Here is a 14538-nt window from a genome sequence, read left to right on the forward strand (position 1 = left end):
CGAAAGCGCCATGTCTTCTGTCGTCAAGATCTACGCCCTGTTCATCGGCTCGGCCCTGCTCATGTTCGGGGGTGGGCTGCAGGGGCTGCTGCTGTCCGTCCGGGGTGCCGAGGAAGGCTTCTCGCTGCTCGCCCTGGGCCTGATCGGCACCGGCTGGTCGGTCGGCTTCATGGCCGGCTCGCTCACCGTGCCGCGCATGGTGCAGAAGGTGGGCCATGTGCGTGCCTATTCGGTGATGGCGGCTGTGGGCACCGTCACCATCCTGCTCAACCTGTTGCTGATCAACGACGTCTCCTGGATCCTGCTGCGCGCGCTGTCGGGCTTCTGCTTTGCCGGCGCGGCGATGATCGTGGAGAGCTGGCTCAACGAGGTTTCGGACAACCGTTCGCGCGGAACGATCTTTTCGATCTACACCGCGATCAACCTTGCCGCCTCGACGCTGGGGCAGCTGGCCATGTCGGTGACGGGCACGGCCGGCTATGTGCCGTTCGTGGTGGGCGCCATCAGCTTCATCTGCGCGCTGGTGCCCAGCGCCATGACCTCGACGCCGCAGCCCCGCCCTATGAGCAGCGCCAAGATCGACCTTGGCCTTTTGTACCGCACCTCGCCGGTGGCGGTGATCGCCAGTTTCTCGGTCGGCATGGCCAATGGCGCCTTCGGCACGCTGGCCCCGGTGTTCGGCTATGCGCGCGGCATGACGGCGGCCAATATCGCGTTCCTGTTTTCGGTGACGATCATGCTTGGCGCCATCGGGCAGATCCCGTTCGGGCGGCTTTCGGACCGGTTCGACCGCCGCATGGTGCTGATCGCCCTGGGCGGCATCGCGGCACTCGCTGGCTCGCTGATGCTGGTGTTCAACCCGCCCGAGGGCGTGCTGCTCTATTTCCTCTTCGGCCTTTATGGCTTTGCCGCCTATTCGATCTATGCCATCGCGGTGGCGCATGCGAACGACTTCGCCAAGGAGGGCGAGTTCGGTCGCGTCGCCGGCGGCATGCTGCTGGTGCTCGGCATCGGCCTTGCCATCGGCCCCGCCGTCGCCAGCTGGCTGATGAGCGCCCTGGGCGAGGTGGCGCTGTTCGTGGTCACAACGACCTTTCATGGGCTCGTGGCCGTCTTTGCCTTCCTGCGCATGCGCATCCGCCCGATCCGCGACGCGACCGGCCGGGTTCGCTTCCGCCCGATGGCGACCGGCTCGGCCAAATCCACCCCACAGACCATCGCCCTCGATCCGCGTTCGGACGAGGACAAGCCCGACCAGGAGACGCATGATGTTCAAGGCCGTCCTTGACGACAAGGAGCCCTTCGTTCCGCTCAAATTCGCCGTGCTGGCCGTATCGGATACGCGCACGCTCGAGACGGATACGGCGGGTGCACTGCTCAAGACCATGGTGGAAGCCGACGGCCATGTCTGCGCCGTGCGCGCCGTGTGCAAGGACGACAGGCAGGAGATCCGCGCCCATGTTCAGGCCTGGGTGGCCGACCCCGAGATCAATGTCATTCTGACCACCGGCGGCACCGGCTTTTCGGGCCGCGACGTGACGCCCGAAGCCATCGAGCCGCTGTTCGACAAGCGGATGGAAGGCTTCTCTGTGCTCTTCCACATGTATTCGGCCAATAATGTGGGCACCTCGACGCTGCAGAGCCGCGCCACGGGCGGGGTGATCGGCACCACTTACGTCTTCGTCCTGCCCGGCTCGCGCGGCGCGGTGCGAGACGCCTGGGAAGGCATCCTGCGCTATCAGCTCTCGAGCCAGCACACCCCCTGCAATCTCGTGGAACTGCTGCCCAGGCTCAACGAGAAATAGGCCCTGGAGAACGGGTGGAAAGTTATCCCCGCCCGTTCGTTCTTGTTTTGTTCACGTGGAACTGCTACCGGTAAAGCTCCGTTAACCGAGTGACGATTCGTCCCCGGTTCGCATATGGAGATGTCCGATGGCGCTCACCGTGGCCCCGTCCTTCGAAGCCCTGGAGCGGCTGAGCCGCAGCCGCGATGCCGACCTTGTCGACCGGCCGCTGGTCGATCCGCTGCGCAATCGCGGCCGGGGCGCCCAGTCCGATCGCAGCGGACGGTTCGAGACGCATGTGCGCGAAGCCTTCGACGATGGCTGGGCGGCCGAAGACCCGCTCAAGCCGTTCGAGACCATCGAGCATGTGGAGCGGGCCAGGAGCATCATCACCAGCAATGACAGCCCCGATATCGGGTTCGATCGCTCGATCAACCCCTATCGCGGCTGCGAACATGGCTGCTCCTACTGCTTTGCCCGGCCCACCCATGCCTATCTCGGCCACTCGCCGGGCCTGAGCTTCGAGCGCGACATCTATCTCAAGGTGAATGCGGCCGAGCGGCTGCGCGCCGAACTGGCCAATCCGCGCTACAAGGTGCAGCCCATCGCGATCGGCACCAATACCGACCCCTACCAGCCGGCCGAACGCAAACACAAGATCATGCGCTCGGTGCTGGAGGTTTTGGCCGAAACGCGGCACCCGGTGATGATCACGACCAAGTCGGCGCTGGTGGTGCGCGATCTCGACCTGCTGGTGCCCATGGCGCGCGAGGGGCTGGCGCAGGTGACCCTGTCGATCACCAGCATGGACCACAAGCTGTCGCGCCGGATGGAGCCGCGGGCCTCGAGCCCGGAAAAGCGGCTCGAAGCGGTGCGGCTGCTGGCCGAGGCGGGGGTGCCGGTTTCGGTCAATGTCGCTCCGGTAGTGCCGGCGATCAACGACATGGAAATCGAGCGCATCCTCGATGCGGCGGCGGCCCAGGGCGCGCAATGGGCCTCGATGATCCTTCTGCGCCTTCCCGGCGAGGTGCGCGACATCTTCCGCGAATGGCTGCTGCGGCATTATCCCGATCGGGTCAAGCATGTGCTGGCGCTGGTGCGCGACACGCGCGGCGGGCGCGACAACGATCCGCGCTTCGGGTCGCGCATGACGGGCGAAGGCCCTTATGCGGTGCTGCTGCGGCAGCGCTTCGATGCGGCGCGCAAGCGCTACGGGCTCATGCGCAAGCCCGTACCGCTGCGCACTGATCTCTTCAAGGCGCCCGAACCGGCGCGGGCACAGCTCGAGCTGTTCTGAGGCCCGACGGTCGCGGGCGGGGCCGTAACGCTCGGGCCTTGCCTCGGCCGCAAAGCCGAAGAATGCTCCGGCCATGCCGAAACGCGATTCGTCCCAGCCCCTCAGCGCTTCCCCTGCCCCGGATTTTTGCCGCGAGGCCGCGCTGATGGCGTCCGGCCGTCTCTGCGTTGCCGGGGTGGACGAGGCCGGGCGAGGTCCGCTGGCGGGGCCTGTGGTGGTTTCGGCCGTGGTGCTCGACCCCGCGCGCATCCCCCAAGGGCTCGACGATTCCAAGAAGCTGACGGCGCAAAAGCGCGAGGCGCTGCATGCGCAGATCATGGCAACGGCTCATGTGGCGGTGGTCATCGCGCCGCCCCAGGTGATCGCCCGCTACAATATTCGGGGCGCGACGCTCTGGGCCATGCGGCGGGCGGTGCTGGGGCTGGCGGTTGCGGCAGATTATGCGCTCATCGACGGGCGCGACGTGCCGCAGGGCCTGCCCTGCTTCTCGGAAGCCGTGATCGGGGGCGACGGGCTCAGCGTTTCGATCGCTGCCGCCTCGATCATCGCCAAGGTCACGCGCGACCGGATGTGCGCGATCATGGATTGCGACGAGCCGGCCTTCGGCTTTTCGAGCCACAAGGGCTATTCGAGCCCGCAGCATCTTTCGGCGCTGGCAACGCACGGGCCGGGGCGCCACCATCGCATGGATTTCGCCCCCTGCCTGGAAGCGGCGGCGGCGCGCCGCGAGGCCTTTACCCTTTCCTAACCCTAACGCTTAAATCGCGTTTAACCCTAACGGCTTACGACTCGGTGGATAAAGTTCGAGTCAAATTGCGCCGGGGTTAAGTGCATGTTGCGTACCGCACGCCGCGCGGAGGCCGCTGAGGTCTTCGACCATCGTCTGCCGATCGATACGATCCTCGTGGGAGACTGCATCGCCCACATGGATGCGCTGCCGCCGAACTCGGTGGACCTGATCTTTGCCGACCCGCCCTACAACCTCCAGCTTTCGGAGGGCCTCACCCGGCCCGACCAGAGCCGGGTGGACGCGGTGGACGACCAGTGGGACAAGTTCGAGAGCTTTGCCCATTACGACGCCTTCACCCGCGACTGGCTGCGCGCCGCCCGCCGGGTGCTGAAGGCCGATGGCGCCATCTGGGTCATCGGGTCGTACCACAACATCTTCCGGGTCGGGACGGCGCTGCAGGATCTCGACTACTGGATGCTCAACGACATCATCTGGCGCAAGGCCAACCCGATGCCGAATTTCCGCGGCACACGGTTCACCAACGCCCATGAAACGCTGATCTGGGCCTCCAAGAGCCGCAAGTCGCGCGTGACCTTCAACTATGAGGGGCTCAAGCACGGCAATGAAGATCTGCAGATGCGCTCGGACTGGCTCTTCCCCATCTGCTCGGGCGCCGAGAGGCTGCGCGACGAGGCGGACGGCAAGGTGCATTCGACCCAGAAGCCCGAGGCGCTGCTGCACCGCATCCTGACCGCGACGACCAGGCCCGGCGACGTGGTGCTCGATCCCTTCTTCGGCACCGGCACGACCGGCGCAGTGGCCCGCAAGCTCGGGCGCCATTTCATCGGCATCGAGCGGGAACGTGCCTATGTGAATGCGGCGCTGAAGCGCCTCGCCGCCATCCGCCCGGCCGCGCCCGAGGCGGTGGAGGCCGGGGTGCCCAAGCGACAGGCGCCGCGCGTGGCTTTCGGGTCGCTCATCGAGATGGGCATGATCGCCATCGGCACCCGCCTCACCGACATGCGCGGCCGTTATTCGGCCATGGTGCGGGCTGATGGTTCGCTCGTGTCGGGCAGCCATCAGGGCTCGATCCACCGGGTCGGCGCGCTCGTGCAGGGCGCCGAGGCCTGTAATGGCTGGACGTTCTGGCACACCGAATTACAGGGCCGCCTCGCGCCCATCGACGTGTTGCGCACCGATGTACGCTCGCGCCTCGCGCAGGTTCCGGCCTGACCCCGTTCGCCTGAAGACCTCCAAGCATCAGGCAATTGCGCCGCCGGCCCACGGGCCGGCGGCGATTTTGTTTGATCGCCGCTCAGAGGCCGGCGCTGGCGAGCACCTTGCGGAAGAGGCTGGGCAAGGCTTCGTCGTCGAGCCCCTCCGGCGCGGCCCACCAGCCTTCGGCGAGATCGGCGGGGACGGGCGCCTCTGCCGTCCACACCGAGAGTTCGAGCCGGAAATGGGTGAAGACATGGGTGATGGGCATGAGCGCGCGCCAATCGGCTGCAAAGGGGAAGACGACGGGCAGAGCCTCGTCCGTCCAGGGCGTGGTGGGGGTTTCGGCCATGCGGGCGAGCAGGCCCTTTTCCGGCCGGCGGCGCAGATAGATGTCGCCATCGCGATCACGGATGACGAAGGCGTGGCCGAAACGCACCGGCCGCTCGGGCTTTGCCGCCTTGACCGGATAGACCAGCGGGTCGGCGCGGGTGCCGAGGCAGCCCGGCTGAAGCGGGCAGAGCATGCAGAGCGCCGAGCGCGGGGCGCAGATGGTGGCGCCCAGATCCATCATCGCCTGCGCGAAATCGCCGGCGCGCTGGGGCACCTGCTCCTGAAGGTAGGCGCGGAGCCCCTCCTTGGCCTCGCGCACGGGCACGGGCAGAGCGAGATAGCGGGCCAGCACGCGCTCGACATTGCCATCGAGCACCGCCACCTCCTCGTCTCCCGTGATGGCGGCAATCGCTGCGGCGGTATAGGCGCCGATGCCGGGCAGCGCGAGCAATTCGGCCGAGCGGGTAGGAAAAACCCCACCATGGCGCTCGACCACGGCGCGGGCGCAGGCATGCAGATTGCGCGCCCGGGCGTAATAGCCGAGCCCGGCCCATTCCACGAGCACCCTGTCGAGCGGGGCGGCAGCGAGATCGGCGACGCTGGGCCAGAGCGCGGTGAAGCGCGCGTAATAGCTTCTGACGGCCGCGATGGTGGTCTGCTGCAGCATGACTTCGGAGAGCCAGATGCGATAGGGATCAGGCGCGATGCCACGCGCGCGGTCCGCCGGCGGCACCCGCCAGGGCAGGTCGCGGGCGTTGCGATCGTACCATTGGAGGACGGCAGCGGCGTCGAGCGGAGCGGCATCGATTTGGCGGGCGGGGGATTTCGGCATAGAGTTCCGGGATGTGCGCCGCAGAGCCGGCGGAAGACAAGGACACCTACATGGCCCCAAAGAAGACGGCGGACAAGCGGCGCAACCGCGTGGTGCCGCTGGCCGAGGCCATAACCGGCATGCTCGACCCGGTACTGAAAAAGCGCGGCTTTGCCAGCCGCGACCTTCTCGCCCACTGGGCGAGCATGGCTCCTGCCCCCTATGACCGCGTGGCCATGCCGGACCGGCTGGCCTGGCCGCGCAGCGACAAGGGGCAAGGGGCGGGCAAAGGAAGCCATGAGGGCGCAACGCTCTATCTGCGCTGCATGGCCGGCCACCAGCTGGCACTGGCCCATGAGGGCGAGCGCATCGCCTCGGCCATCAACCGCTATTATGGCTATCTGCTCGTGGGGCAGGTGCGGCTGTCGGCGACGCCGATGAGCGAGCCGCCCCGCCCGCCCGCGCCGAGGCCCGCTGTTGCGCCCGAAGCCCTGCAGCGGGTTGAGCAGCGCCTTGCGGGGGTGGAGGATGAGGGGCTGCGCGAGGCGCTCAGGCTTCTGGGCGCGGGCGTGGTGCGGCAAGGGGCGCGTAGTTGAACGCTCTCTTCTTATGAACGCTCTGTTCGTGATCGTTCACTGCGCTTTGATGGTTCAGCGCGATCTTGCCCCCTTGCCGCCGAAATGGGCGCGTGTAGTGTGCGCGCAAATTGAACAAGGAGCCCCACCCCGTGAGCATCAATCGCCGTGACCTGCTCGTTTCGACAGCCGCGACCGTCCTTTTCGGCGTGATGGCCGGTGGTGTCCACGCCGCCGAAGGGGATGTCTTCGACATCAACCAGCTGATGCAGGTGGCCCTGCCCGACCATGTGATGGGCGCCGAGACGGCTCCGGTGACGGTGATAGAATACGCATCGCCCACCTGCCCGCACTGCGCCACCTTCCACAACACGGTCTATCCGACGTTCAAGGAGCGCTATATCGACACCGGCAAGGTGAAGTTCATCGTGCGCCCCTTCTCGCGCAACGTGCTCGACACGGCGGTGTTCATGCTGGCCGAGGCGGCCGGGCCCGAGATGTACCACACCGTGCTCGAATCCTATTTCGCCACGCAGGCGGCCTGGATGTCGTCGGATCGGCCGCGCGACGCGCTGCTCGCCCAGGCCATGCAGCTCGGCTTCACCGAGGAGAGCTTCGACGCCGCCTTGACGAATCAGGAGCTGGCCACCGGTATCGACACCATGCGCAACCAGGCGCTGGAGGAGTTCCGCCTCGAGGGCACCCCCACCTTCTACATCAATGGCAAGCAGCTGACCGGGGACAAGACGATTGACCAGCTTGCCGCCGAGATCGACCCGCTGCTGCCCCCCGAAAGCGCCGCGCCCGCAGCGCCTGCGACTCCGGCCAACAGCACGCCTGCAACTCCGGCCAACACCACGGCGCCTGCTGCGGTTCCGGCCAACAGCCCTGCCCCGGCCGCTCCGGCAAACACCATGTCTCCGGCCGCTCCGGCCAATGCCATGGCGCCGGCCAACAGCCAGTAAGCCCAGAATCATCTCTACACTGCCAGGAGGCGCGTGATGAAGTTCACGCGCCTTTCGCTTACCGGCTTCAAATCCTTCTGCGACACCACCGAGCTTCATCTGGAAGCCGGGCTCTCCGGCGTTGTCGGGCCCAATGGCTGCGGCAAATCCAATCTCGTGGAAGCGCTGCGCTGGGTGATGGGCGAAAGCTCATACAAGGCGATGCGCGCCTCGGGGATGGATGAGGTCATCTTCTCGGGCTCGGGCAACCGGCCGGGGCGGAATTCGGCCGAAGTGACGCTCGTGCTCGACAATTCCGACCGCACCGCGCCCGCCCCTCTCAATTCCGCCGACGTGCTCGAAGTCACCCGCCGCATCGAGCGCGAGGCGGGCTCGGTCTATCGCATCAATGGCCGCGAGGTGCGCGCCCGCGACGTGCAGTTGCTGTTCGCCGATGCGTCGACCGGGGCCCATTCCCCGGCGCTGGTGCGGCAGGGCCAGATCGGCGAGCTGATCGCCGCAAAGCCGACGCAGAGGCGAGCCCTGCTCGAAGAGGCCGCCGGGATTTCGGGCCTGCATTCGCGCCGGCACGAGGCGGAACTGCGGCTGCGGGCGGCCGAACAAAATCTGCTGCGCGTCGACGACGTCATCGCCCAGATCGAACAGCAGCTTGAAACGCTGAGGCGCCAGGCGCGACTCGCAGTGCGCTATCGCGCCCTGTCGGGCGATATCCGCAAGGCCGAGGCGGCGCTTTTCCATGTGCGCTGGGTGAAGGCGCGAGTGGCCGAAAAAGAGGCCGAGGCCGAGCAGGGCCGGCTGACCCGCCAGCTTGCCGACGCCACCCATCTCGAGCTCGAGGCGCAGAAGGTGCTGTTTCTCGCCCGGCAGGCGGTGCAGCCCCGGCGCGAGGCCGAAGTGGCTGCCGCAGCGACGAGGCAGCGCCTCGTGATCCTCATCGAGCAGGCCGAAGCCGAGCGCAAGCGTGAAGCCGGCCGGCTGGCCGAGCTGCAAAGACGGCTGGAGCAGGCCGAGGCCGACAGAAACCGCGAGACCGAACTGGTTACCGAAAGCGCCGAGGCTCTCGCTCGCTACGCCAGCGAAAAGGCCGCCCTCATCGCCCAGCGCGATGGGGCGATCGGTGCGCTGGCGGAGGCCCAGGTGGCAAGCGCTTCGGCGGCAAGGGCCGTCGCAGAGGCCGAGGCGGCGGCGCGGGAGGCGAGCGAGGCGCTGGCGGCGATTCGCGCGCGACGGGGACAGGCGGCGCAGGCGCTGGCCGAGGCCGAGGCCCGGCAGGGCCGGCTTGCGCGCGAAGCCAAGGCGGCCGGCGAGGCGTTGGCGGACATCGAAAGACGCATCGCCGCCGATGACGGGGTGGCCGCGCGGCAGGCGGCTCTCGATGCGGCGCGGCAGGCAGCAGAAGCTGCCGAGGCCGAAGCGATCCGGGCAGAAGAGGCGGCGCGGCTTGCCCAGCAGCGCGTCGACAGGGCGCGTCCGCCGCTGCAAAAGCTTGATACGGCGCTCAAGGGTCTTGAAACCGAGCGGACGACGCTCGAGCGAATTCTCAAGGCGGCAGCCGGCGGTGGGAAATGGGCCGGTATCGCCGAGACCCTCACGGTTATGCCCGGCCACGAGCAGGCGCTGGGCGCCGCGCTCGGGGACGATCTCGACAAGCCCGCCGATCCGAGGGCGCCGATCCATTGGGGCGAGGCCGGACCAGCCGAGGGCGACCCTGCCCTTCCCGATGGAGCGACACCGCTTTCGCTGGTGGTGACCGGGGCGGATGCCCTGAGGCGCCGGCTCGACCAGATCGGGCTCGTGGACGAGGCGGCGGCCGAGCGCCTCGCACCCCTGCTGCGCCCGGGCCAGATGCTGGTGACGAAAGCCGGCGCGACCTGGCGCTGGGACGGGTTGCGCGCCGCAGCCAATGCGCCGAGCGCCGCCGCGCAAAGGCTGGCGCAGCGCAACCGGCTTGCCGATCTCGATGCCGAGATCACCACGATGTGGCGCGATCGGGTTGCCGCCGCCGAGACGGCATCAGCCGCCGCCGCAGAGCTCTCGATCGCACGGGAGGCTGAGACACGGCTGCGCGAAAGCTGGCGGCGGGCGCAGAAGGCCATCGCTGCGGCGCAGGCCGATCTCGATTCGGCGCAGAAGGCGACGGGGACGCTCGCGACGCGCCGGGGTACGCTCGCCGAGGCGGCCCGGCAGCTGGCGGCTGCGGTTCTTGACGCCGAAGGCGCGGTGGCGGCGGCGCGGGCAGGTGTCGAAGCCCCCGAAGCGGAAGAGCAGGCCGCGCAGGCGGTTGCGGCGGCCGATGCCGTCGTGCGCAGCCGGAAACTGGAAGCGGAGCAGGAAAGGCTGGTTCTGGCCGCCCTCGAGACGGAAGCGCGACTGCGCGAGGGACGGATCGGCCAGATCGGTGAGGAAAGCGCAGCGTGGGAAAAACGCCGCGTCGCCGCCGCCAACCATGCCGCCGAACTGGCCGAGCGGCATCGCGGCCTGGAGCAGGAACTGGAAGCAGCGCGGGCCGCTCCCGATCTGCATGACGAACGGCAGTCGGGCCTCGATGCCGAATTGCGCGACGCAGAGACGGCGTGGCGCGTGGCGGGCGACGCGCTTGCCGAGGCCGAAACGCGGTTCACCGAGGCCGACAAGGCCCAGCGCCTCGCCGCCGACGCCCTGTCGGGCACGCGCGAGCAGCTGGGGCGTCTCGATGAGCGAATCGCCGGTCTTTCAGCCCAGCGCCAGCAGATCGAGCGGCTCGTGCACGAAACGCTCGGCATCCAGGCCAGCCGGACTGCCGAGGTGGCCGGCATCCGGCCTCAGGATGCCTTGCCGGGAGAAACCGATACCGAGCGGCGCATAGAGCGGCTCAAAGCCGAGCGCGAGCGGCTGGGCGGGGTCAATCTCGCCGCCGAGCGCGAAAGCGAGGAGGTGCGGGAAAAACTCGACCAGATGGTGACCGACCGCGACGACCTCATCGCCGCCATCGCGACGCTCAGATCCGGCATCCAGAGCCTCAATCGCGAGGGGCGGGCCCGGCTGTCGGAGGCCTTCGACAGGGTCAATGCGTATTTCCGGGAACTTTTCACCACGCTGTTCGGCGGAGGCACGGCCGAATTGCGCTTCGTGGAAAGCGACGATCCGCTCGAGGCGGGGCTCGAAATCTTCGCGCGTCCGCCGGGCAAAAAGCCCTCGACCATGACGCTGCTTTCGGGTGGGGAACAGGCGCTGACGGCGTTAAGCCTGATCTTTGCCGTCTTCCTCACCAACCCCGCCCCGATCTGCGTGCTCGATGAGGTGGATGCGCCGCTCGACGACGCCAATGTCGAGCGCTTCTGCACGCTGCTCGATTCGATGCGCAAACGCACCGAGACGCGGTTTCTGGTCATCACCCACAACCCCATCACCATGAGCCGGGTCGACCGCCTCTATGGCGTGACCATGGCCGAGCGGGGCGTGAGCCAGCTGGTTTCGGTCGATCTGCGGCAGGCCGAGGCCTTCACCGACAGGGCCTAGGGGCACCCGCTGCGGCGAGAGGCGGGGGAATCGCGGGGCGGACAAGGTGCCGCAGGGGGCATGACAAGTATAAATTGCAGGAATTCCAAAGGCTTGCACACTATTGGCGCTGCTTGACACTCCGGGGTGCCGTCACTATGTTGCGCGCCAACTGGACGGGGGCCTTTTTTCAAGGCAGCGTCGGCCTGAGCGAGGATCGCGATGACACCGCCGCGAGACGAGAACGGGACGGCGCCTCGTGACGTGAAGCGCGACGCCGGGGTGACCCGGGATCTCGCGGCACGCATCGCGGCGGCCAAGCGTGGGCAAATGGGCCCGGCCGAGGCCGATGGCCGGTCTTCGGGCCAGATGTCCGCGCTGGGACGAGGCTTCCGCATCGGTTCGGAATTCGCCGCGGCGATCCTGGTCGGTGCGGCACTGGGGTACCTGCTCGATCTGTGGCTGGGTACGCAGCCGTGGATCATGCTGGTGATGCTGCTGTTTGGCTTCGCCGCCGGTATTCTCAACGTCACCCGCGCGGTGGCGGAAATGAACAAGGCGGCCCAGCCGCAGGACGGCGCCGATCTCGGTCGGCCCAATGACGAACAGCGATAGACACCCCCGGGGGTTGAGAACTTGGCCGATCCGAACGTAGTCGACCCGATCCACCAGTTTGCCATCTACGATCTCGTATCGTTTGGCGAAGGTGGCCCTGCCCTCACCAATTCGGCGCTGTTCATGGCGCTGACCGTGGCTGCCATCGGCGGCTACCTGCTCTGGTCGACCGCGCCGCGCAGCATCGTGCCGGGCCGCGCCCAGGTGCTCTCGGAGATGCTCTACGAATTCGTGGCCAACATGGTGCGCGGATCGGCGGGCAAGGAAGGGATGAAGTTCTTCCCCTTCATCTTCTCGCTCTTCATGTTCGTTCTGGTCGCCAACCTCTTCGGCATGGTGCCCTATTTCTTCACCGTCACCAGCCACATCATCGTCACCTTCGCGCTTGCCGCGCTCGTGATGGCCGTGGTCATCGGCTACGGTTTCTTCCGCCACGGACCGAAATTCCTCAAGCTCTTCGTGCCCGCCGGCGTGCCCTTCCCGATCCTCTTCATCGTCGTGCCGATCGAGGTCATCTCGTTCCTCTCGCGCCCGGTGAGCCTGTCGGTCCGACTGTTCGGCAACATGCTGGCCGGCCACATCACCCTCAAGGTGTTCGCCGGCTTCGTGGTGACGCTCGGTTCGCTCGGCTTTTTCGGCGTGCTCGGCGCGATCCTGCCGCTGCTGATGGCGGTTGCCATCACGGTGCTCGAACTCATGGTGTCGGTTGTTCAGGCCTATGTGTTCGCGGTGCTTGCGTCCATGTACATCAACGACGCGATCCACCCCTCGCACTGATCCCCCAATTCCGGCGCAAACGGATGGTCCGGCGCCGCGTAGACTTCGTCCTACTCCTCGAAAGGAAAACATGATGGAAGCTGAAGCCGCAAAGTTCCTGGGTGCTGGCATTGCCTGTTTCGGTATGGCCGGCGCCGCTATCGGCGTGAGCAACATCTTCGGCAGCTTCCTGTCGGGCGCCCTGCGCAACCCGGCCGCCGCTGCTGGCCAGACCGGCAACCTGATCTTCGGCTTCGCCGTGACCGAAGCCCTGGGCATCTTCTCGTTCCTCGTCGCGCTCCTGCTGCTGTTCGCGGTGTGATCCGATAGGACGAAGCCTGACGGCCGGCTGCGCCCGCGGGCGCGCCGGCAGTTTCCTGTCCGGCTGACACCGGATGTGCTGATGCGGAGCAGTTAAGCCGATGGCAGGCCAGCTCGTGGCTCAGGCTCAGGGTGGACCAACCGCCCAGCCGGAAACCCCCACCGTGGAATTCGAGGAGGTCGGCGGCGACCACGCCCTGTCGCCCGATCTCGCGGGGACGCATGGCGAGGTGCATGACTCGGGTCATTCCGAAGTCTTCCCGCCTTTCGACTCCTCCACCTTTGCCGGCCAGCTGATCTGGCTCGCGATCACTTTTGCCCTGCTCTATGTGCTGATGAGCCGCGTGGCGCTTCCGCGCATCGGCAACATCATCGACCAGCGCCAGGCCCGCATCGATGGCGACCTGGCTGCTGCCGAGCATTCGCGCAAGAAGACGGACGAAGCCATCGCTTCTTATGAAGCGGCTCTGGCTGCGGCGCGCGCCAAGGCCCATGCCATGGCCGAGGAAACCCGCGCCGGCATCAAGTCCGACATCGACAACAAGCGGGCCCGCGTCGAGCAGGACCTTGCCGCCAAGATTGCCGGCGCCGAAGCCTCGATCGCGGCCACCAAGGTCGAGGCCATGGGCAAGGTCGACGAGATCGCCGCCGAGACCGTGCAGGCCCTCGTGGCGCAGATTTCCGGCCCGGTGAGCGAGGCGGAAGCCCACGCCGCCGTGGCTAAGGCCAGCAAGGAGTAAGCCATGCTCAGCTTCGGTATGGACGCAACCTCCGCCGCTACCGTCTGGGCCTTCGTCGCCCTGCTGATCTTCATCGGCATGACGCTCTATTTCGGCGTGCCCAAGATCATCGCCAAAGCCCTCGACGCCCGCATCAAGAAGATCGAGACCGACCTGGCCGAAGCCGATCGGCTCCGCGTCGAGGCCAAGGCCATGCTCGAAGAGTATGAGCGCAAGCGCGACGAGGCCGAGAAGGAAGCCGAAAGCATCGTTCTCGCCGCACGCGAGGAAGCCTTCCGCCTCACCGCCGAAGCCGGCGCATCGCTCGAGGCCCTCATCGCCCGCCGCACCAAGGCGGTCGAAGACAAGATCGCGCAGGCCGAGTCGCAGGCCGTCGCCGAGGTGCGCGCCCGCGCTGCGGACGTTGCAGTGGAAGCGGCCCGCGTGCTCCTTACCCAGCAGATGGCAACCCAGAACGACGCCATGGTCGACCGCGCCATCCGCGACGTGGGCAGCAAGCTGAACTAGGTCGGATTTCACTAGTGATTGCAGGAGGCGGGCCCGTTGCCCGCCTTTTTGTTTTTCGGGTGGTGCCGCTGGCGTCCCCATCGCGAGGGCTCGCTAGTCTTTAGGGGCTTTTGTGGCACGGCGCCTGCGCCCCCTCTCCCCTCGAGGTGAGAAGGGAAGAGCGGCGGGCTTGATTGGGCCTGTTCGAAGTTCGTCTGAGCACCGAACCTCATTACTCGACGAGTGGCTCAGGGTAAAACGTTCGGGGATTTGGCAAGCGGCGAGGCCCCCTCACCCGGCGCTGCGCGCCGACCTCTCCCCCGAAGGGAGAGGTAAGATGGCGTCCCTGAACCACCGAGAGTACTAACCCTCAACAGCCCCATAGGCGCGTCTCAAACCATAAGAGCTCGCAATTCAGCGCTGCTTGCGCAGT

At 67.1% G+C, this 14538-nt stretch carries 14 protein-coding genes; 13 read left to right on the forward strand and 1 reads right to left on the reverse strand.

From position 1 onward, the window contains the following. The first annotated feature begins 10 nt into the window (after window positions 1-10). The 5 genes from BT183_RS16125 (at window position 11) to BT183_RS16145 (ending at window position 5044) form a co-directional block, all read left to right on the forward strand. Window positions 11-1288 carry an MFS transporter gene (locus BT183_RS16125; RefSeq protein ID WP_072345432.1) on the forward strand — a complete coding sequence of 426 codons (1278 nt, stop codon included), beginning with the start codon at window positions 11-13 and terminating at the stop codon, window positions 1286-1288. Further along, window positions 1269-1805, forward strand: a complete 537-nt coding sequence (gene moaB / locus BT183_RS16130; protein WP_072346280.1) for a molybdenum cofactor biosynthesis protein B — start codon at window positions 1269-1271, stop codon at window positions 1803-1805. Before BT183_RS16125 ends, moaB begins: the two co-directional genes overlap by 20 nt. Window positions 1806-1932: 127 nt before the next feature. Then, window positions 1933-3081, forward strand: coding sequence for a PA0069 family radical SAM protein (locus BT183_RS16135; protein WP_072345434.1), 1149 nt, complete (start codon window positions 1933-1935; stop codon window positions 3079-3081). A 73-nt stretch (window positions 3082-3154) separates the two neighbouring features. After that, a complete protein-coding gene (locus BT183_RS16140) occupies window positions 3155-3829 on the forward strand; it encodes a ribonuclease HII (protein WP_072345436.1) in 675 nt (224 codons plus the stop codon). Window positions 3830-3913: 84 nt separating this feature from the next. Continuing rightward, window positions 3914-5044: a site-specific DNA-methyltransferase gene (locus BT183_RS16145; protein ID WP_072345438.1), complete on the forward strand. Its 1131-nt coding sequence runs from the start codon at window positions 3914-3916 to the stop codon at window positions 5042-5044. 82 nt (window positions 5045-5126) lie between these two features. Here BT183_RS16145 and BT183_RS16150 read toward each other — a convergent pair whose 3' ends face one another. Then, window positions 5127-6191 carry an A/G-specific adenine glycosylase gene (locus BT183_RS16150; RefSeq protein ID WP_072345440.1) on the reverse strand — a complete coding sequence of 355 codons (1065 nt, stop codon included), beginning with the start codon at window positions 6189-6191 and terminating at the stop codon, window positions 5127-5129. A gap of 50 nt (window positions 6192-6241) precedes the next feature. Here BT183_RS16150 and BT183_RS16155 point away from each other — a divergent pair, with 50 nt between their 5' ends. From BT183_RS16155 to BT183_RS16190, 8 genes are all read left to right on the forward strand, one after another. Then, the gene (locus BT183_RS16155; RefSeq protein WP_177282594.1) at window positions 6242-6766 is read left to right on the forward strand and encodes a DUF721 domain-containing protein; all 525 of its coding nucleotides are present in this window, start codon (window positions 6242-6244) and stop codon (window positions 6764-6766) included. A gap of 131 nt (window positions 6767-6897) precedes the next feature. After that, entirely contained in the window at window positions 6898-7710 is an 813-nt protein-coding gene (locus tag BT183_RS16160) for a DsbA family protein (protein WP_143145856.1), read from the forward strand. A 36-nt stretch (window positions 7711-7746) separates the two neighbouring features. Further along, window positions 7747-11208 (forward strand): chromosome segregation SMC family protein, encoded by a 3462-nt coding sequence (locus BT183_RS16165; protein ID WP_072345447.1) that lies wholly within the window; start codon window positions 7747-7749, stop codon window positions 11206-11208. 243 nt (window positions 11209-11451) lie between these two features. Next, on the forward strand, window positions 11452-11802 hold the full coding sequence (locus tag BT183_RS16170) for an AtpZ/AtpI family protein (protein ID WP_244545360.1): 351 nt from the start codon (window positions 11452-11454) through the stop codon (window positions 11800-11802). A 21-nt stretch (window positions 11803-11823) separates the two neighbouring features. Continuing rightward, window positions 11824-12579: a F0F1 ATP synthase subunit A gene (locus BT183_RS16175; RefSeq protein ID WP_072345451.1), complete on the forward strand. Its 756-nt coding sequence runs from the start codon at window positions 11824-11826 to the stop codon at window positions 12577-12579. A 73-nt stretch (window positions 12580-12652) separates the two neighbouring features. Continuing rightward, window positions 12653-12880 carry a F0F1 ATP synthase subunit C gene (locus BT183_RS16180; protein ID WP_072346282.1) on the forward strand — a complete coding sequence of 76 codons (228 nt, stop codon included), beginning with the start codon at window positions 12653-12655 and terminating at the stop codon, window positions 12878-12880. Window positions 12881-12980: 100 nt separating this feature from the next. Next, entirely contained in the window at window positions 12981-13619 is a 639-nt protein-coding gene (locus tag BT183_RS16185) for a F0F1 ATP synthase subunit B family protein (protein WP_084603613.1), read from the forward strand. Window positions 13620-13622: 3 nt separating this feature from the next. Beyond that, complete coding sequence (locus BT183_RS16190) at window positions 13623-14126, forward strand: F0F1 ATP synthase subunit B family protein (protein ID WP_342078972.1); 504 nt, start codon at window positions 13623-13625, stop codon at window positions 14124-14126. Window positions 14127-14538 lie beyond the last annotated feature (412 nt).

Origin of the sequence: Devosia enhydra (assembly GCF_900119845.1) — a bacterium.
Taxonomy (GTDB): domain Bacteria; phylum Pseudomonadota; class Alphaproteobacteria; order Rhizobiales; family Devosiaceae; genus FPKU01.